General features: G+C 69.6%; 14 protein-coding genes. 4 read left to right on the top strand and 10 right to left on the bottom strand.

Annotated elements, in window-relative coordinates; translation table 11 throughout:
- Positions 1 to 171: 171 nt before the first annotated feature.
- The 8 genes from eutC to HCC78_RS15585 form a co-directional block, all read right to left on the bottom strand.
- Positions 172 to 933 carry an ethanolamine ammonia-lyase subunit EutC gene (eutC, locus tag HCC78_RS15620; RefSeq protein WP_172329722.1) on the bottom strand — a complete coding sequence of 254 codons (762 nt, stop codon included), beginning with the start codon at positions 931 to 933 and terminating at the stop codon, positions 172 to 174.
- Complete coding sequence (locus HCC78_RS15615) at positions 930 to 2,312, bottom strand: ethanolamine ammonia-lyase subunit EutB (protein ID WP_172329721.1); 1,383 nt, start codon at positions 2,310 to 2,312, stop codon at positions 930 to 932. The genes eutC and HCC78_RS15615 overlap by 4 nt, the downstream gene beginning before the upstream one ends.
- A gap of 96 nt (positions 2,313 to 2,408) precedes the next feature.
- Positions 2,409 to 3,443 (bottom strand): TRAP transporter substrate-binding protein DctP, encoded by a 1,035-nt coding sequence (dctP, locus tag HCC78_RS15610; protein WP_216671181.1) that lies wholly within the window; start codon positions 3,441 to 3,443, stop codon positions 2,409 to 2,411.
- Between the two features lie 65 nt (positions 3,444 to 3,508).
- The gene (locus tag HCC78_RS15605; RefSeq protein ID WP_172329719.1) at positions 3,509 to 4,837 is read right to left on the bottom strand and encodes a TRAP transporter large permease subunit; all 1,329 of its coding nucleotides are present in this window, start codon (positions 4,835 to 4,837) and stop codon (positions 3,509 to 3,511) included.
- Entirely contained in the window at positions 4,834 to 5,277 is a 444-nt protein-coding gene (locus tag HCC78_RS15600; RefSeq protein ID WP_216671178.1) for a TRAP transporter small permease subunit, read from the bottom strand. The genes HCC78_RS15605 and HCC78_RS15600 overlap by 4 nt, the downstream gene beginning before the upstream one ends.
- Positions 5,278 to 5,370: 93 nt before the next feature.
- Positions 5,371 to 6,135 (bottom strand): DeoR/GlpR family DNA-binding transcription regulator, encoded by a 765-nt coding sequence (locus HCC78_RS15595; protein ID WP_172329717.1) that lies wholly within the window; start codon positions 6,133 to 6,135, stop codon positions 5,371 to 5,373.
- 227 nt (positions 6,136 to 6,362) lie between these two features.
- Complete coding sequence (locus HCC78_RS15590) at positions 6,363 to 7,493, bottom strand: DUF5666 domain-containing protein (protein WP_172329716.1); 1,131 nt, start codon at positions 7,491 to 7,493, stop codon at positions 6,363 to 6,365.
- Positions 7,490 to 8,320 carry a DUF6502 family protein gene (locus HCC78_RS15585; protein ID WP_172329715.1) on the bottom strand — a complete coding sequence of 277 codons (831 nt, stop codon included), beginning with the start codon at positions 8,318 to 8,320 and terminating at the stop codon, positions 7,490 to 7,492. Before HCC78_RS15585 ends, HCC78_RS15590 begins: the two co-directional genes overlap by 4 nt.
- A 733-nt stretch (positions 8,321 to 9,053) precedes the next feature.
- Between HCC78_RS15585 and HCC78_RS15580 the strand changes: the two genes are divergently transcribed.
- The 4 genes from HCC78_RS15580 to HCC78_RS15565 all read left to right on the top strand — a co-directional run bounded on the left by HCC78_RS15580 (position 9,054) and on the right by HCC78_RS15565 (position 14,302).
- Positions 9,054 to 11,744, top strand: coding sequence for a PAS domain-containing protein (locus HCC78_RS15580; protein ID WP_172329714.1), 2,691 nt, complete (start codon positions 9,054 to 9,056; stop codon positions 11,742 to 11,744).
- An 81-nt stretch (positions 11,745 to 11,825) separates the two neighbouring features.
- Positions 11,826 to 12,293: a RidA family protein gene (locus HCC78_RS15575; protein ID WP_172329713.1), complete on the top strand. Its 468-nt coding sequence runs from the start codon at positions 11,826 to 11,828 to the stop codon at positions 12,291 to 12,293.
- The gene (locus HCC78_RS15570; protein WP_172329712.1) at positions 12,290 to 13,084 is read left to right on the top strand and encodes a glycerophosphodiester phosphodiesterase family protein; all 795 of its coding nucleotides are present in this window, start codon (positions 12,290 to 12,292) and stop codon (positions 13,082 to 13,084) included. The genes HCC78_RS15575 and HCC78_RS15570 overlap by 4 nt, the downstream gene beginning before the upstream one ends.
- 18 nt (positions 13,085 to 13,102) lie before the next feature.
- Complete coding sequence (locus HCC78_RS15565) at positions 13,103 to 14,302, top strand: GNAT family N-acetyltransferase (protein WP_172329711.1); 1,200 nt, start codon at positions 13,103 to 13,105, stop codon at positions 14,300 to 14,302.
- A 12-nt stretch (positions 14,303 to 14,314) separates the two neighbouring features.
- On the opposite strand, the gene HCC78_RS15560 is transcribed toward HCC78_RS15565, so the two are convergent.
- Together HCC78_RS15560 and HCC78_RS15555 are read right to left on the bottom strand one after the other, a co-directional pair.
- Positions 14,315 to 14,926 (bottom strand): outer membrane lipoprotein carrier protein LolA, encoded by a 612-nt coding sequence (locus HCC78_RS15560; RefSeq protein WP_172329710.1) that lies wholly within the window; start codon positions 14,924 to 14,926, stop codon positions 14,315 to 14,317.
- 178 nt (positions 14,927 to 15,104) lie between these two features.
- Complete coding sequence (locus HCC78_RS15555; protein WP_172329709.1) at positions 15,105 to 18,119, bottom strand: DNA translocase FtsK; 3,015 nt, start codon at positions 18,117 to 18,119, stop codon at positions 15,105 to 15,107.

Raw genomic sequence — 18,119 nt, 5'->3', positions numbered from 1 at the left:
CTGCCGCAATTCCGCCGCGAAATGACCCGTCCGCCGCCGCGGGGGCTCCCCGATGGCGCCATGTCCGGGGGCTAGACACGTGTCATCGCCAGATGGCGGACAGACCCCGGAGCCGAGCGTTCATTGCCCCCACAAGTTGCGGAGCTCCGGGGCCTCAACCCATCGCGGCGGTCATCCCTCCGGCAGCCTGCCGGTCTCTTCCATCGCCGCGGCCAGCGCCGGAGCCTCGTCCTTCAGGCCGATGCCGGTGAGCCCGCGCTTCAGCGCCTCGCGCGCCAGCCAGCCGATCTTCGCCGCCGCCTGCGCATAGCTCTGCCCGCCCTTGAGGTGGATGTTGGAGATGCAGTTGCGCTCGCTGTCGCGCCGTCCCCGTTGCGGTCCCCAGGTCAGATAGGCGCCGAGCGAATCCGCCACCGTCAGCCCCGGCCGCTCGCCGACCAGCACCACCACCAGCCGCGCCTTCAGCGCCGCGCCGATCTCGTCGCCGATCGCGACGCGGCCCTGCCGCGCCAGCACGACAGGCCCGAGGCTCAGCCCCGCGAGCGTCCCGTCGCAGGCGCGGATCACCTCGGCCGCGTGTTCCTGCACCGCATCGGCGGACAGCCCGTCCGCGACGACGAAGGCCACGTCGCAGCCCGCCGCCGGGAGAAGATCCGCCCCCTCGCCCAGCCGCCGCCCCAGATCGGGGCGCCGCAGATAGGTCGCGCGGTCGGGCGCCTGGCTGGCCACCTCGACCACATCGCGCGGCGCCAGCTGTGCCTTCAGCGCCTCCCAGTCGACCGCGCGGTGCACGGCGTCGCGGGCGCGGGCATGGGCATACTGGAATTCGAGATTGGCCTTCACCGGCAGCCCGGCGCCGGTCCGCCCCAACCCGATCCGCGCGGGCGTCGCCGCCCGCAGCTTCGCCCAGGGGTCCTTGACCACGCCGCTCATGCCACCGCTCCGATCAACTTCTGCTGCCCCGCGCCGCTGTCGGCCAGCTGGCCCTGCGGATCGACCAGCCCGATCCCCTCCAGCCAGGCCTCGAATTCCGGCGCTGCCCGGAGCCCGAAGGAATTCCGCAGGTAGGCGATGTCGTGGAAGCTCAGGGATTGATAGTTCAGCATTATGTCGTCCGCCCCCGGCACCGCGATCAGGAAGGTCGCACCGGCATCTGCGAGCAGCGTCATCAGCACGTCCATGTCGTTCTGGTCGGCCTCGGCATGGTTGGTGTAGCAGACATCCACCCCCATCGGCAGGCCCAGCATCTTGCCGCAGAAATGGTCCTCCAGCCCCGCGCGGATGATCTGCTTGCCGTCATAGAGGTATTCCGGCCCGATGAAGCCGACGACCGTGTTCACCAGTAGCGGCTTGTAGCGGCGGCACACGGCATAGGCGCGGGCCTCCAGCGTCTGCTGGTCGACGCCGTGATGGGCATCGGCCGAGAGCGCCGAGCCCTGCCCGGTCTCGAAATACATCACGTTGTCGCCCACCGTGCCGCGGCCGAGCGACAGGCCCCCGGCATAGGCTTCGTCCAGGACCTTCAGATCGACGCCGAAGCCCTGGTTGGCGGCCTCGGTGCCGGCGACGGACTGGAAGATCAGGTCGATCGGCGCGTCGCGCTCGATGATCTCGATCGAGTTCGTCACATGGGTCAGCACGCAGCTCTGCGTGGGAATGTCGTAGCGCAGCCGCAGCTCTTCCAGCATCTCCATCAGCGCGATCGCGTTGGGGATGTTGTCGGTCGCCGGGTTGATGCCGATCACCGCGTCGCCGATGCCGTAGCTCAGCCCGTCGAGCACCGAGGCCGCGATGCCCTTGAGATCGTCGGAAGGGTGGTTCGGCTGCAGCCGCGATCCGATCCGGCCGGGCTTGCCCAGCGAATTGCGGAACCCCACCTCGACGCGGATCTTGCGGGCCACGGCGATCAGGTCGCGGTTGCGCATCAGCTTCGAGGCGGCGGCCACCATCTCGGGCGTCAGCCCCGGCGACAGCGCCGCCAGAACGTCGCCCGTCGCCGCGTCGGACAGCAGCCAGTCGCGGAACTGGCCGACGGTCATGTGGCGCACCGGCGCGAAGGCAGCGGCGTCATGCGTGTCGGCGATCAGCCGCGTGACTTCGTCGGTTTCGTAGGGGACCACCTGCTCGGACAGGAACGTGTCCAGCGGCAGGTCGGCCAGCACCGCCTGGGCGGCGACGCGCTCCGCCTCGGAGGCGGCGGCGATGCCTGCCAGCTCGTCGCCCGAGCGCAGGGGCGTTGCGGCAGCCATGGTCGCGCGCAGGTCGTCGAAGGAATGGCGCTCGCCGCCGATGGTCGTGCGGTAGAGGGTCATCTGCGGGCCTCTTCTCTGTGGGGCGGCGGCCGGAGGGACCGGCTGCCGCCCGTGCCGGGAGCTGGGACGCGCCGGGCCCGGCCCGGCGCCTCCTCCTCAGCGGTAGGGATAACCCGCTTTTTCCATGTTGGCAGCATAGGTCTTGAAGATCTCCACGACCTTGCCCGCGCGCTCCGAGGAGCTGGCGACGTCGTCCCAGAAGGTCTCGGCGTCCTTGGTCACCTGCGCCCATTCCTCCGGCGGAATCGAGGTCAGTTCCATCTTCTCGCCCTCGACGCGCAGCTTCGCCTCGCCGCCCCAGTACCAGACGTCGCGGTAGTAGTGGCTCTGGTCGATGGTGGACTTGAAGAGCTGCTGCAGATGCGGCGGCACCTTCTCCCAGCTGGCGGTGTTGGCGAAGTAGGAGCCGAACCAGGCACCGGTGACGGAGTTGGTCAGCGCGTAGTTGCAGATGTCGGCCCAGCCGACCTCGTAGGCCTCGGTGAAGCCGCACCATGCCACGCCGTCCAGCTCGCCGGTCTGCAGCGCAACCTCGACGTCATCCCACGGCACGGTGACCGGGATCAGCCCGTATTGCGACAGGAACTTGCCCGCGGTCGGCACGCCGAAGACGCGCTTGCCCTTCATGTCGGCGAGGCTGCGGATCGGCTCCTTGGTGAAGATGTGGAGCGGGTCCCAGGCGCCGGTCGACAGCCAGGTGACGTTGTCGACCTCGTCATAGGCCGACTTCCAGATCTCGTCGAGGCCGTAATACATGAACATCGCCGGCACATCGAGCGAGTAGCGCGTGGCGAAGGGGAAGTAGCCGCCGAAGACGCCGATATCGACCGGCGAGGCCATCGAGGCCTCGTCAGACTGCACCGCGTCGATCACGCCCGACTGCATCGCGCGGAACAGCTCGCCCGTCGGCACCAGCTGGTCGGCGTAGTACAGCTCGATCTCCATCTCGCCGTTGGCCGCGGCGTTGAAGGCCTCGATCTGCGGCTTGATCACATGCGCGCCCAGCGGGGCGCCGGAATAGGTCTGCAGCCGCCACTTGATCGGGCCGGTCTGCGCCACGACCGCCGGGGCCGCCAGCACGCCCGCCGTCCCGAAGGCACCGGTCTTCAGGAATTTGCGGCGCGAGGCCAGAATCTTCTCCGACGGCGTCAGTTTCTTCTCGGTCATCCAGTTTGCTCCCTTGTTGTTGGATGTCATCAGCGCACGGCCGCGGGCAGCCAGAGCGCGATCTGCGGAAACAGCATCACCAGCGCGATCGTCGCGGCCATCATGATCACGAAGGGCCAGATCGAGCGGTAGATGTCGGTCAGGGTGATTTCCTTGGGCGCCATGGCGCGCATCAGGAAGAGGTTGTAGCCGAAGGGCGGCGTGATGTAGGCGATCTGGCAGGTCATCGTGTAGAGCACGCCGAACCAGATCAGCTGGTTGTCGAAGCCCAGATCCAGCATCTTCACCAGCGGCACGTAGAGCGGCGCCACGATCACCAGCATGGCGGTGTCGTCGAGGAACATTCCCATCACGATGAAGCTGACCTGCATCATGATGATCACCTGCCAGGGGCTGAGATCCCAGTTGTTGATGAACAGGTTCTCCAGCGCCCGCACCGCGCCCAGCCCGTCGAAGACCGAGCCGAAGGCCAGCGCCGCGAGGATCAGCCACAGGAACATGCAGGACACGCCCAGCGTCTTGCGCGCCGTCTCGTGGATCAGCCGGAAGCTGAGGCGGCCCTTGATGGCGGCGGCCAGCGTGGCCGAGGTCGCGCCGACGGCGGAGCTTTCCACCAGCGAGGTTATGCCCATCACGAAGAGCCCGGTCATCAGGAAGAAGATCAGGAACGGGATGATGCCCGCGCGCAGCAGCTTCAGCTTCTCGCGGCGCGGCATGTTCAGGTCTTCCTCCGGCACGGTCGGGGCCAGCGCGGGGTTCATCTTCGCGCGGATGACCACGTAGACGATGAACATCGCCGCCATCAGCAGGCCCGGGATCACGCCCGCGAGCCAGAGCTGCGACACCGGCTGGCGCGCGATCATGCCGTAGAGCACCAGCACCACCGAGGGCGGCACCAGGATGCCAAGCGACGAACCGCCCTGCACCACCCCGGTGATCAGCGCCTTGTCATAGCCCCGGCGCAGCATCTCGGGCAGCGCGATGGTCGCGCCGATCGCCATGCCCGCGACCGACAGGCCGTTCATCGCCGAGATGATCACCATCAGGAAGATCGTGCCGATGGCCAGCCCGCCGCGCACCCGGCCGAACCAGACATGCAGGGCACGGTAGAGGTCCTCGGCGATGCCTGCCTCCGACAGGATGTAGCCCATGTAGATGAACAGGGGCAGGGTCAGCATCGGGAACCAGTTGAACAGCTTGAACGCCGCCGAGAACGGAATCTCCACGCCCCCCGTCCCGTAGAGCATCAGCACCATGGCCGAGGCGACGAAGCCGATGGCCGCGAAGACCCGCTGCCCGGTCAGGAGCAGCACCATCATCGACGCGAACATCAGGAGCGCGATCATCTCGTAGCTCATGCCAGCTCCTCCCCCTTGAGGAAGCCGACGGTCTTGGCGAGGATCGACAGGCTCTGCAGGATCATCAGCACGATGCAGGCGACCATCAGCGCCTTGATCGGGATCATCGAGGGGTTCCACATCGAGAACCGCTTCTCGTTGGTCTGGATCGCGTATTCCAGCGAGGAAACGGAGCCCCAGAGCAGCACGCAGAGATAGAAGAGCAGGCAGAGGATCGTCACCGCGTCGAGCCGCGCCTTGCCCCTGGGCGAGAGCCGCTCGTAGAACAGGTCCATCCTCACATGGGACTCGTTCTTCAGCGTCATCGCCCCGCCCATGAAGTAGTAGGCGGCCAGCGTGAACTGGGTGAACTCGATGCACCAGTGCAGCGGGATGTCGATGACGTTGCGGGTGACAGCATCCAGCAGCAGGACTGCAATCATGAGGAAGATCAGGTACATGGCCACTATTCCGACCCAGTCGGAAAGGCGGTCCACGACCCGCACATAGGTTCTGACGGCGTTTGGCATCGCTCTACTTGTTACCCCTTGGTTTCACCTGACCGCCACCGCGGCGCCTTCCAGCGCGCGGGCCAGCGCCCCTTCCGGGCGGCAGTCGCTGATCAGCATGTCCATCCGGTCGAAACCGCAGACCCGGAAGGCCGCGCGGCGCCCGAACTTGGCGGAATTGGCCAGCACGATGACGTTCTGGGCGCGCGCGATCATCGCCCGCGCCAGATGCGCCTCGTGCACGTTGGAATTGGTCGCGCCCTCCTCCGCCGAGACCGCGGTCACGGTGCAGATGGCGTGGTCGGCGCGGTAGAGATCGAGCTGGGCGATCGCTTCCGGCCCGGTCGTCTGGTTGTTGCCCGGCGCGTAGCTGCCGCCGAGCAGGAAGACCTCGATCCCCGACTGCCCGCCATGGCGGCCGAAGGTCTCGGCGACATGCAGCGAATTGGTGATCACCTTCAGCCCGCGCAGCGCGGCCAGCCGCTCGGCGGCCATCACGGTGGTGGAGCCGGTGTCGATCATCACCGTGTCGCCCGCGCGGATCACGTCGCACAGCTTCTCGGCGATCGCCGACTTGGCCAGCGGCTCTTCCTGCATGCGCGCCTGGAAGCTGTCCTCCACGAAGATCCGTCCCAGCGCCCTGGCCCCGCCATGGATCTTCAGGATCGCGCCCTCTTCAGCCATCTGGCTGAGATCGCGCCGGATCGTCTCGGCGGAGACATCGAAGAGGCGCACCAGTTCGTCGACGCCGACTTCGCCGCTGCGCTCCACGAGCTTCGCGATCTCGCCCCTGCGATCCCTGGGCTTCATCCCCGTCTCCGTTGCCGACTGTCCCAGGCGGCTCCGCTACGGCTGCAGAAGGCCCGTCCGCGGCCAAGCTACGGTCATCCGGGCGCATATTGCCAATGAATTTGACCGGAAAATGCCCGAATTTTTCCGTTCTGGCGGGATCTTGTGACCGTTCGGGCAAACTTCGCCTGAAAATTGATCGTTCCGCAGACCTTCCGGAGCGGGCCGCACACGGCGGCCCCGGCGGATCATTCCCGCGCCAGCCCCGAGGTGCGCCGCTCGGACGCGGCGCCGATCGACTTGTCGCGCGCCCGGGACGGACGCTCCCGCTCCGCGTTCCCGCCGCCGCTGCCGCGGCCGGCGTCCCGCCCGCTGCGGTCGCGGGCCGGATTGTCGGTGCTGTCCTCCCGGGCCCGGTCCGCCCAGCGTTCCGCGGCATCCGCGCGGATCTGGCCGGGCGGCGGCGCCCCCGATGCGGGAGTGTCCTGCACCGCCGCGGCGGCGTTTCCGGCCGCAATCGCGGGCAGCGCCCCAGCCGGAGACCCGCCATCCTCCCGCGCCGGCGCGTCCGGACGGAAGATGCCCAGGACGACGTCGCCGCCCTCCCGCTCGATCTTCGAGGCGTCCAGCGTCACCTGTCGGCCCGGCACGCGGCGCGAGGCGGGCAGCCGCACCCGGACGCTGCCGATATAGGATTCGCCGTTGCCGTCGACCCGGACCGGGCCGGTGATCGAGTCGCGCACACGCGGCATGCCGTCGATGATCCGCACATGGGTGGCGCGGATCCGCGTGCCCTCCCACAGGCCCGAGACGGCCACCTTGCGCCCGTCATCCAGGGCGCTGGCGGGAACCATGCGGCCGTCGCCGTCCTCGATGCTGCTGCCCGCGGCCAGCACCACCTCGGCGCCGAGCACCCGGAAGCTGTCGCCGCCGTCCGCGCCGCCGGGCCTGCTGACCTGGCCGACGACCGGAAGGTAATGCGCCATGCCGACGGCGCAGGAGGCCCTGGCGGTCTTCATTGCCGTCACCATCACCGTGTCGCCGCGGCGCAGCTCCGAGACCGGGAAGGCGCCCAGCTGCGAGTCGACCTGCGCCTCGGGACGGTAGAGGAAGCTGCGCCCGTCGATGCGCAGCTCGCCCGCGGCAGTGATCACCCCCAGGATGCCGGTGCCGCCGAGCCCGCCATCGGTTTCCTCTTCCGGCTCGGCTGTCCCCCCGGCCAGCGACTTGCGGCAGAACTGCTCGCTCACCCGGTCCTCTGTCAGGGACATCTCGCGCCCGGCGCGTTCCGGCAGGCCGCAGCCCGCCAGGGCGGCCGCGAAACCGACCAGCGCCGCCACTCCTGCCCGCCCGGCCGGCAGCCTCCGCATCTGCGTCATGGCGCCTCTCCCCCCTGCGTGCCCCCGCCCCCGGCCGTGTCGCGGTAGACGAAGGCGCCGATCCTGATCCGGCCCGCCGCGGCGCCCTGCTCCATGTCCTGCCGCTGCAGCCGCAGCGCCTCGGTATTGAGCTCCTTCAGCAGCGCCAGCTGGCGGCTCCGCGCCATCTCCTCCAGCGCATCGAGCGAGGCCGCCGAGAGCTTGTTGTAATGCACCGCCCGCTCGAAGAACGGTCCCGGCTCCGGCGCGGCAAGCAGGTTGGCCGCCGCGGCCTCGGCATGGTCGCCGAGGTTGGCGGCATAGTAGCGGAGCATCATCTCCTCGTCACGGCTCGGCACGAGGCTGTCCTCCAGCAGGCGGACGCTGTCCCCCTCCGCCTCCGCCAGGCCGAGGCGCAGCATCTCGTCGAGCAGCGTGCGCGGATGCACGTCGCGGCCGATCTCAGCGACCAGGCTCTCGAAGCTCTCTCCGGCGCCGGGCGAACGCGGCAGCGGCTTCGGCGCGCCCGACGCGTCGCGGAAGCGCGGATCGCCCTGCCACAGCGCCACCAGCCGCGGGATCGGCCCATGGCCGCGCTCGGGGCCGCGCGGCGCCTCGCTCTGCTCGCGCAGGGTGCGGATGTCGCGCCGCTGCAGCCCGGTCAGCACGCTGATCCGGCTATCGGTCATGCGCCGCCCGGGCAGCCCGAAATGGCGGACCGCCTGTTCGATGAACAGCGGCTTCAGCAGCTCGGCCAGCTGCGGATAGGTCAGCCCGCGCCCGATCATCGCCCGCACCAGCGGACGGAGGATGCGGTCGACCGCAATTCTGAAGGTCTTCTCGGTCACGTTTCGGCAAGTCTCCCGTCAAATGTGCATTTAACCCATTTTAGGTTGACAGGAAACTCCCGGGCGGGGCATGCATGCAAATGGGCTTATTGCCCATTTATTCGGTTGACGGATCGGAACGCGGTCCGGCAGCCCCGGCGCCGCTCCGGGACGGGGGCAGGCGCGGGACCGCCGGACAGCGGCCGTGATGGCGGAGGCCTGGGAGGAGCCGCCGCCATCTGCAGCCGCCCTCTCGGGGCGGCCGCCAGGCCGGGAGGATTGACCAGCGATCCTCCCGGCGGAAACGCCTCCGCGGCTCCCGGCTGTTCCGGGCGCCGCAGCGGACCGGCCCCGCGCCCGCGCCGGACCACTACGCCCCCGTCCGGGGCGAACAGGACAGGAATTCGACGGTTTCGTTTGCGCCCGCCTGCCAAGGGTGCTGCGGTCCGGCAGGGCATCCATCCCCCCAACACCGGATGTCCCAAGCCCCCGCCGCCCCGCAGGCCGGCCCGAACGAAAATGGCAAGGGCGGGCTTCCCCCCAACTCTGTCCGCCCTTGCACCCCCTTCCCTCGCACCGTGCCCCGTTAACCATCCTTTCCGCCCTCCGGCCGCGGGAAACAGCTCCTTTACCTCTGCGGACCTAGACTGGCGCCCTGCCGGTCCTGACGTGTCCTGCGGGGGGCCGTGGCGGACCAGTGCATCCGCCCGGGGCTCCGCGGACAGGGACCAGCACAGGCGTGGGGGATGACTAGGTGGGTGCATACAGGGATCCTGTGGCCTTCTCGGATACGGTGCTTGAAGGCGTGCCCTTCGGACTGGCGCTGCTCGACGCCGAAGGCGTCGTATGCTGGCACAACGGCGCCTTTGCCCGCCTGGTCCGGCCAGACGGCCCCGCGCAGGTCGCAGGCTGCAGCTGCGGCGCGCTGTGGCGGGAGGCGGACCGCGGCGATTTCCGCGCCTTCGCCGACGGCCTGTGGAGCCGCACCGGCGCGGACGCGGCCATCGTGATTGCCGCCGGCGGGACGGACGGCGCCCCCTGGCTGAAGGCCGAGGGCCGCATCGTGCAGGATGCCTCGGGGCAGGACTACCTGCTGCTGAGCTGCGAGCCCTGGCGGCTCCTCTCGTCCCTGGACCCGGCAAATGCCAGCGGCACCGGACTGTCGCGCAACGCCGAGACGCTGATGGTCCTGGAGGCCGCGCCGAAGCTGGGCCAGTGCCGGATCGCCGCCGCGAATGCCGAGTCGCTGGCCCAGCTCAGCGGCGGCGCGCCGCTGCGCGGGCGGCGGCTGGACGAACTCGGCGGGATCGAGCTGCCCGAGCGGCTCTGGCACGAGGCCGAGACAGCCTTCGCCACCAACCGCTCCTACACGACGATGTACACCGCCGCCGCGAAAGGCCGCGGCTTCTCGCTGATGCAGTGGGACTTCTGGCCGGTGAACCGCCAGAACGGCCGCGTGACGCATTGGATGGACCGCCGCCGCATGACCTTCGGCGCGCCCGGGCAGCTCAATGCCGATGCCCGCTGGCTGCAGCTGGCCGCGGATGCGCTGCGCGCCACCGATGTCGGGGTCTGGCACTGGGATCTGCGCAGCGGCAGCATCACCTTCTCGCCGCGGCTGATGGCGCAGCTGGGCTACGACCTTAGCGAGATCGAGCCCGGCGAGGATTTCCTCGCCCGGCTCTACCACCCGGAGGATCTGCACAAGCTGCGCGAGGCGGTGGACGAGGCGGTCTCCGGAAGCGGGCATTTCACCCATGTCGTGCGAATGGTGGACCGCCGGGGGCGGCCGCACTGGATCTCGGTCCAGGGCCAGGTGATCATCGACAATGACGGCACGCCCGTGCGGCTTTTCGGGACCGAATCCGACGTCACAGAGGAAACCCTGCTGCGCGAGCGGCTGCTGCGCGCCGAGCGGATCGCCAAGATCGGCAACTGGTCGCTGAAGCTCGACCCGCCGGGAATGTACTGGTCGCCGGAATGCTACCGCATCCACGGGCTCGACCCCGCGCGGTTCAAGCCGACGATGCAGCAGATGGCCTATCTGATGCATCCCGAGGACAAGTTCATCCTGCAGGACGCCATGCGCCGGACCCTGCAGGAAGGAAAGCTGAACTGCGGCGACCATGACCGGATCCGCGCCCGCATCATCCGCGGCGACGGCGAAATCCGCCATTGCGAATGGAACGCGCTGCTGGAGGTCGACAAGGACGGGACGCCGACGGGCATGGTCGGCACGGTGCAGGACATCACCGATGCCGTCGACACGGAGAAGCGGTTGGTCCAGGCGCAGAAGATGGAGGTCGTCGGCCAGATGGCGGGCGGCGTCGCGCATGACTTCAACAACCTGCTCGCGGTGATCGTCGGCAATCTCGAGCTGCTGGAGGAGACCAGCCAGCTGCCCGGCGGCGCCGACCTGATCCGCTCCGCCATCGACGCCGCCAAGAAGGGCGCCGGGCTGACCCGCAACCTGCTGAGCTTCGCGCGCAAGGCGACGCTGGAACCGGCCCGGATCGACCTGGGCGAGCTGATCGGCGAACTCAACCAGATGCTCAAGCGGGTGCTGCCCTCGACCATCGAGGTCGAGACCCGCTTCGCCGCCGACGCCTGGCCGGTCCATGCCGACCGCAACTCCTTCGAGAACGCCCTGCTGAACCTGGCGATCAACGCGCGCGACGCGATGGACGGGATCGGCAGGCTGACCATCGAGACCCAGAATGTCGCGCTGGAGGAACCTTTCCTCGAGGAAGGACAGGAGGATCTGCCGCCCGGGCTCTATGCGGTGGTCGCGGTCACCGATACCGGCATCGGCATGAGCAAGGCGCAGCTGGCCAAGGTCTTCACCCCCTTCTACTCGACCAAGCCGCCGTCGAAGGGTTCGGGACTGGGCCTGCCGATGGTGCAGGGCTTCGCCAAGCAGTCGGGCGGCGGCGTGCGGGTCTATTCCGAACCCGGGCTCGGCACCACGGTGAAGCTGTTCCTGCCGGCCTCCGATGTCGATCCGGTCCGCGCCCGCAGCGCCGAGGCGCGCAGGCTGGGCAATGTCCGCCTCGACGGCAGGGTGCTGCTGGTCGAGGACGATCCCGGCGTCAGCCGCGTGCTCACGCTGCGGCTGGAGCGCATGGGGCTCCGCGTGACTGCGGCCGCCTCCGGCGACGAGGCGCTCGACCTCTTCCCGCACGCGCGGGCCGACGTGCTGCTGACGGACATCGTGATGCCGGGCAGCCTGCAGGGGCCGGCGCTGGCCGACCGGCTGCGCAGGCTGGCGCCGCATCTGCGGGTGATCTTCATGTCGGGCTATCCGAAGGAGAGCGCGATGAACTGCGATGACCTGAACCCGCAGGACATCAGCCTGATGAAGCCGATCAGCCGCACCGACCTGACCAAGGCGCTCTGCGCCGCGCTCGGGCGCGAGGAACCTCCCGCCGGTCCTGCGGCGGACTGACAGGGCGCGCGCCGGATTGCCGGCTTCCTGCGGGCGGGCTTCGCGGCTAGGGTGCCGCCGGAACCACCAAGGAGAGCCGCCATGTCCGGTCAATTCGAGTCCCGCCTCGCCGCGCTCGGCATCACCCTGCCGGACGCGGCGGCCCCGGCCGCCAATTACGTGCCCTTTGTCCAGGCAGGCGATCTGCTGCATGTCTCGGGCCAGCTGCCCAAGGCGGAGGACGGCACGCTGGTCACCGGCAAGCTGGGCGACGGGCTGGAGGTCGCCGACGGCGCCGCAGCGGCGAAGCTCTGCGCGATCCACCTGCTCGCCCAGGTCAAGGCGGCCTGCGGCGGCGATCTCGACCGGCTGGTCCGCGTCGTCAAGCTGGGCGCCTTCGTCAATTCCTCGCCGGATTTCGGCCAGCAGCCCGCCGTGGTGAACGGCGCCTCGGATTTCCTCGTCGAAGTGCTCGGCGATGCCGGGCGCCATGCCCGCTCCGCCGTCTCCTCGCCCTCCCTGCCCTTCGGCGTGGCGGTCGAGATCGACGGCATCTTCCAGGTACGATGACCTTCCCGGCCGGGCTGCTGGCGCGGCCCATCGCCCATCGCGGCCTGCATGACGCAGGCCGGGGCATCCCCGAGAACAGCCTGGCCGCCGCAGAGGCGGCCTGCGCGGAGGGCTACGGGATCGAGCTCGACATCCAGCCCAGCGGCGACGGCGTGCCGATGGTCTTCCATGACGGCACGCTGGACCGGCTCACCGACGAGGCCGGGCCCGTCACCGGGCGCAGCGCCGAGGAGCTGGGGCGGATGGCGCTGCTCGGCACCGCCGAGACCGTGCCGACGCTGGCGCAGTTCCTGGCGCTCGTCGCCGGCCGCGTGCCGCTGCTGATCGAGCTGAAGAGCCAGCCGGGCGCCCCCTGCGTCGCCACCAACAAGCTGGCCGAACTGGCGCTGGCGGCGCTGGCGGGCTATCCCGGCGAGGTCGCGCTGATGTCCTTCAACCCCTTCGCCATCGCCCATGGCGCGGCGCTGCGGCCCGACCTGTGCTGGGGCATCACCACCGGCCACGGGCCGGGACTGTTCCCCGAAGATCCCGAAACCGACGCCCGCATCACGGGCCGCGCGCTCGATCCGCGGGATTACGGGGCGGGCTTTCTCTCGCACGGAATCCGGGAGGGGCGCGCGCCCTGGCTGTCGGCGCTGAAGGCGGCCGGCCTGCCGATCCTCGCCTGGACCGTGCGCAGCCCCGAAGAGGAGGCAGAGGCCCGCCGCTTTGCCGCAAATATCACCTTCGAGCGATACCGCCCCGCCGGCCCGGAGGCGGCTCTTGACCCCGGAGGCGCGACTCCCAATTGATGGGGCATGACCCATCCCATGCCCAGCGATGATGCCGTGCTCGAGGTCTCCGTCCTCGCCAGCCTAGACGCGATCCCGGCCGCGGAGTGGGACGACTGCGCCTGTCCGGAAACGGCGGATGGCGGCCCGCCCCTCGACCCGTTCACCACCCACCGCTTCCTCAAGGCGCTGGAAGACAGCCGGTCCGTCGGCGGACGCTCGGGCTGGCAGCCGCGCTACCTCGCCGTGCGGCACGGCGCCGAAACGGTGGCCTGCGCGCCGCTCTATGCCAAGAGCCACAGCCAGGGCGAATACATCTTCGACCACAACTGGGCGCATGCCTTCGAGCGCGCGGGCGGACGCTACTATCCAAAGCTGCAGGTCGCGGTGCCCTTCACCCCGGCAACCGGCCGCCGCTTCCTGACCAAGCCCGGCTGGGAGGTGCCCGGCACCGAGGCGCTGCTGCAGGGCGCGCTGCAGGTGGCGTCCAATCACGGGCTGAGCTCCGTCCATGTTACCTTCTGCACCGGCGCCGAGGCCGAGCGCGGCGGCGCCGCCGGGCTGATGCGCCGCGTCACCCAGCAATTCCACTGGGTGAACGAAGGCTACCCCGATTTCGGCGCCTTCCTCGCCAGCCTCAGCTCGCGCAAGCGCAAGAACATCCGCAAGGAGCGCGCCGCGGCGCAGGGCTTCGGCGGCGAGATCCTGCGGCTGACCGGCGACCAGATCCAGCCGGAGCACTGGGACGCGGTCTGGGTCTTCTACCAGGACACCGGCAGCCGCAAATGGGGCACGCCCTACCTCACGCGGGACTTCTTCCGGCAGGCGCATGACCATCTGCGCCGCGACGTTTTGCTGGTGCTGGCGGTGCGCAACGGGCGTCCGGTGGCAGGCGCGCTGAACTTCCTCGGGCGCGAGGCGCTCTACGGCCGCTACTGGGGCGCCATCGAACACCATCCCTGCCTGCATTTCGAGGCCTGCTACTACCAGGCGATCGACCACGCGATCGAGACGGGGCTGAAGCGGGTCGAGGCGGGGGCGCAGGGCGAGCACAAGCTGGCCCGCGGCTACCTGCCCGCGCCGACACACTCGCTGCACTGGGTGGCGAACGAGAGCTTCGCAGGGGCCATTGCGGAATACCTGGAAGCGGAGCGGGCAGCGGTGGACGAGGAAATCGAGATCCTCACCGGCTACGGCCCGTTCCGGCGGACCGGCGCGGAGGCCGACCAGCAGGAATGAGGCGGCGGCGCCTCAGCGGGCGCGCCGCATCTTCTCGCCCGCGACGTTGAACAGCGAGGAGCCGAGCTGGCGCTCGGAGAAGGCGCCGAGCACGACGCGGGTGCGTTCGCCCGCCTCGTTGGTGATGATCCACTCCGCCAGGCGGACCGGCGATTCCTCGAAATAGAGGCCGATCTGGCCGTATTCGGGATGGTCCGGATCCTGCGCCACGACCAGGGTGCGGTCGGCGGATTCGCGGTGGTCGACCACCATGCGGGCATTGGCTAGGTTCACGCTCTGGCCGAGGATGAGGTTCAGCGGGGTGCGCTTCAGCGGGTATTCGTCGGGCTGGGCGCCGGAATACTTGTCGAAGATCGCGACCTGCCCGCCGCCGACCATGACCAGGGTCTCGTTCGGCTTGTCGTAGTCGAAGCGCGCGCGGCCCGGGCGCTTGATCGACAGGGTTCCGCGGTCCTGGCTGCCGTCCGGGTTCACCTGGACGAAGCGGCACTGCACCGATTGCAGCGAGTTGAGGTAGCTGGAAAGCGCGCCGATCTGGACCGGCGCAGCCATGGCCCGGCCCGCGGTGGCGAGCGGGGCGGCGGCGAGCGCCGCGGAGGCGGAGAGGAACTGTCTGCGTTTCATGCCAGCCTAGATAGGCATCGGCGCGGAAAAGAACAGCAGCAGTTCTGCCCGATCCGCTGACAAGCGCGTCATCGGCGCGGTTCCGCCTGAAGGAGGCAGCCCCGCCCCGCGCACCGCCGGGGCGGCACGCCGGGCGGGGCATGGGGGGCAGCGCCCCGAGGCGCTGCCGGCGCCCGCGTCACTGTTCGGGCACGAGGATCTCGCGCTTGCCCACGTGGTTGGCCTGCGAGACCAGGCCCTCTTCCTCCATCTGCTCGACGAGCCGCGCGGCCTTGTTGTAGCCGATGCCGAGCTTGCGCTGGATGTAGGAGGTGGAGCACTTGCGGTCCTTGATGACGATCTGCACCGCCTTGTCGTAGAGCGCATCCTCGCCGGTGGTGTTGCCGCCCAGGCCGAGCACCGCGTCGATATCCGGCGCCGCCTCGTCATCCGGCCCCTCGAGCACGGTGTTGACGTATTCCGGCGGACCGTAGGCCTTGAGGTAGGTGACGACTTCCTCGACCTCCTCGTCCGAGGCGAAGGGCCCGTGGACGCGGGTGATCTTCGCGCCGCCCGCCATGTAGAGCATGTCGCCCATGCCGAGCAGCTGCTCGGCCCCCATCTCGCCCAGGATCGTGCGGCTGTCGACCTTGGAGGTCACCTGGAAGGAGATCCGGGTCGGGAAGTTCGCCTTGATCGTGCCGGTGATGACATCGACCGAGGGACGCTGCGTCGCCATGATGATGTGGATGCCCGAGGCCCGCGCCATCTGCGCCAGGCGCTGGATGCAGGCCTCGATCTCCTTGCCGGCCACCATCATCAGGTCGGCCATCTCGTCGACGATCACCACGATGAACGGCAGCTTGACCGGCTGGATCTCCTCGGTCTCGAACACCGGATCGCCGGTCTCGTCGTCGAAGCCGGTCTGGACGGTGCGCGAGAACAGCTCGCCCTTGGCCAGCGCATCGGCGACGCGGCCGTTGTAGCCCTCGATGTTGCGCACGCCCATCTTGGACATCTTGCGGTAGCGGTCCTCCATCTCGCCCACCACCCATTTCAGCGCGACGACGGCCTTCTTGGGGTCGGTGACCACGGGGGACAGCAGATGCGGGATCCCGTCATAGACGGAAAGCTCCAGCATCTTCGGGTCGATCATGATCAGGCGGCACTCTTCCGGCGAGAGCTTGTAGAGCAGCGACAGGATCATCGTGTTGATCGCGACGGATTTCCCCGAGCCCGTGGTGCCCGCGATCAGCAGGTGGGGCATCTTGGCGAGGTTCGCCACGATCGGGCGGCCGCCGATGTCCTTGCCGAGCGCCAGCGGCAGGCGCGCCTTGCCGTCGTCGAAATCGGTGGAGGCCAGTATTTCGCGCAGGAGCACCATCTCGCGGTGCTCGTTGGGCAGTTCGATGCCGATCACGGTGCGGCCCGGAACGGTGGACACCCGCGCCGAAAGCGCCGACATCGAGCGCGCGATGTCGTCGGCCAGGCCGATGACGCGGCTCGCCTTGAGGCCCGGGGCCGGTTCCAGCTCGTACATGGTGACGACCGGGCCCGGGCGGACCGAGACGATGTCGCCCTTCACGCCGTAATCGTCGAGCACGGTCTCCAGCATGCGGGCGTTTTCCTGCAGCGCCTCGTCCGACAGGTAGTGCTTCTCCACCGTCGAGGGGTCGGTCAGCAGCGCCAGCGGCGGCGGGGCATACCCTTCCTCCGGCACGCCGAGGAAATCCGGCTGCGCCTCGGCCCGGACGCGGGCGGAAGGTTTCGGCGGCGCCTGGACCGGCTGGCGCACCACGGCCTTCTGGGCGAGGAAGCGCGGGATCTCGGTGGCGGTCGCCGCGGGAGCCGGGGCGAAATCGTCCTCGTCATCCATGTCGTCCGCCACTTCCTCGAACCGCGGCATCTGACGGCCTGCGACCGGCGGCTCCGCCCGGCGCGGGCGGATGAACATCGCAGGGCTGCCGGCCTCCTCCCCGGACTCGGGCTCGGGCTCCGGCGCGGCGGCAGGCGCCTTCCCGCGCCGGCGCTTGGCCGCGAGCTGGGCACGGTCCTGGCGCTGGCGGCGGCGGATCGCGCCGGTGATGCGGGCCTGCAGGCGGTCGTCGGCCTCGTCGCTCAATTCCTCGTCCTCGTCATCATACATGTCGTAAGGCTCGGGCGCCGGTTCGGGCGCGATGCGCGGACCGATCACCGGAATGCGGCTGAGGAAGCTCGCCTTCGCCGGGCGCGGCTCCTCGTAGCCGCCGTCATCGTCGCCATAGCCGTCGTCATAGCCGTCCCCGTCCGGCTCTTCCGCGTCCCAGCGCCCGTCGGCGCCGTCATCCTCGTAGGCCTCGCCGCCATAGGCGGCTCGTTCCGCCGCGGTCTGGAACAGCGGGTCGCGGGTCCAGTCCTCGTCCTCGTCGAGCACCGGTATGTCGTCGTCGTCGGGCAGCACCGCGCGGCGCGAGCTCTTCGGCTCCGCGCGGGCGGCGGCCTTGCGCTCCGCCTTGACCGCGCGGCGCTCCTCGCGGGCCTCGGCGCGGCGGGCGCGGGCTTCGGACATGCCGGCGGCCGCCCCCTGCCCCGCCTCGCCAGCACGGCGCAGCAGCTTGTCATAGGCCAGCACCGTGCCGATCCCGAGGAACCGGCCGAGCCCGCCTAGCTCCGCCCGGGTGAAGCCGGTGCAGAACAGCCCGAAGGCCAGCACGCCGAGCCCCAGGAGCACGGCGGAAATCTTCAGCGACAGGCCGAGCCCGAGCGGCAGGATGCCGATCAGGATGCCGAGCGCGGCATCGCCCAGCATGCCGCCGAGCCCGAAATGATGCGTCCATTCCGGCCCCGGCACGTAGCTGGAGGCATAGATGGCGGCCAGCGCGACCCACAGCGGCAGGAAGACGCCGCGGCTGAGCAGCCGGTCGCCGCCGCGGTGGAACAGGAAGCGCCCGCCCCAGATGCCGAGCGCCACCACCAGCGCCCAGGCGCCGCGGCCGAAGATGAAGCTGAGCGCCGAGGCCACATAGGCGCCGGGATAGCCCAGCAGGTTCTGCGGATCGCCTGTGGTGCTGCCCAGGAAGGACGGGTCGTAGGGCGAATAGCTCGCCAGGATCAGCCCGAGGCCGACGGCCCCGGCGATCAGCGCCAGGCCGATCAGCTCGCTTGTCCGCCGTTCCAGCGCCGCCTGGGTCTCGGCATCCAGAAGGGGATCACGTCCGCGGGTCGAATAGGCCAT

It is taken from the genome of Mangrovicoccus sp. HB161399 (genome assembly GCF_013184745.1).
Lineage (GTDB): Bacteria > Pseudomonadota > Alphaproteobacteria > Rhodobacterales > Rhodobacteraceae > Mangrovicoccus.
This window is presented reverse-complemented; position numbering and strand designations above follow the sequence as displayed.

Bases quoted from the DNA above. Each gene is read 5' to 3' on its own strand.
- eutC (WP_172329722.1), bottom strand. From the start codon at position 933: ATGAGCGGCGTGGTCAAGGACCCCTGGGCGAAGCTGCGGGCGGCGACG.
- HCC78_RS15615 (WP_172329721.1), bottom strand. From the start codon at position 2,312: ATGACCCTCTACCGCACGACCATCGGCGGCGAGCGCCATTCCTTCGAC.
- HCC78_RS15605 (WP_172329719.1), bottom strand. From the start codon at position 4,837: ATGAGCTACGAGATGATCGCGCTCCTGATGTTCGCGTCGATGATGGTG.
- HCC78_RS15600 (WP_216671178.1), bottom strand. From the start codon at position 5,277: ATGTACCTGATCTTCCTCATGATTGCAGTCCTGCTGCTGGATGCTGTC.
- HCC78_RS15595 (WP_172329717.1), bottom strand. From the start codon at position 6,135: ATGAAGCCCAGGGATCGCAGGGGCGAGATCGCGAAGCTCGTGGAGCGC.
- HCC78_RS15590 (WP_172329716.1), bottom strand. From the start codon at position 7,493: ATGACGCAGATGCGGAGGCTGCCGGCCGGGCGGGCAGGAGTGGCGGCG.
- HCC78_RS15575 (WP_172329713.1), top strand. From the start codon at position 11,826: ATGTCCGGTCAATTCGAGTCCCGCCTCGCCGCGCTCGGCATCACCCTG.
- HCC78_RS15570 (WP_172329712.1), top strand. From the start codon at position 12,290: ATGACCTTCCCGGCCGGGCTGCTGGCGCGGCCCATCGCCCATCGCGGC.
- HCC78_RS15565 (WP_172329711.1), top strand. From the start codon at position 13,103: ATGCCCAGCGATGATGCCGTGCTCGAGGTCTCCGTCCTCGCCAGCCTA.
- HCC78_RS15560 (WP_172329710.1), bottom strand. From the start codon at position 14,926: ATGAAACGCAGACAGTTCCTCTCCGCCTCCGCGGCGCTCGCCGCCGCC.
- HCC78_RS15555 (WP_172329709.1), bottom strand. From the start codon at position 18,119: ATGGCCTATTCGACCCGCGGACGTGATCCCCTTCTGGATGCCGAGACC.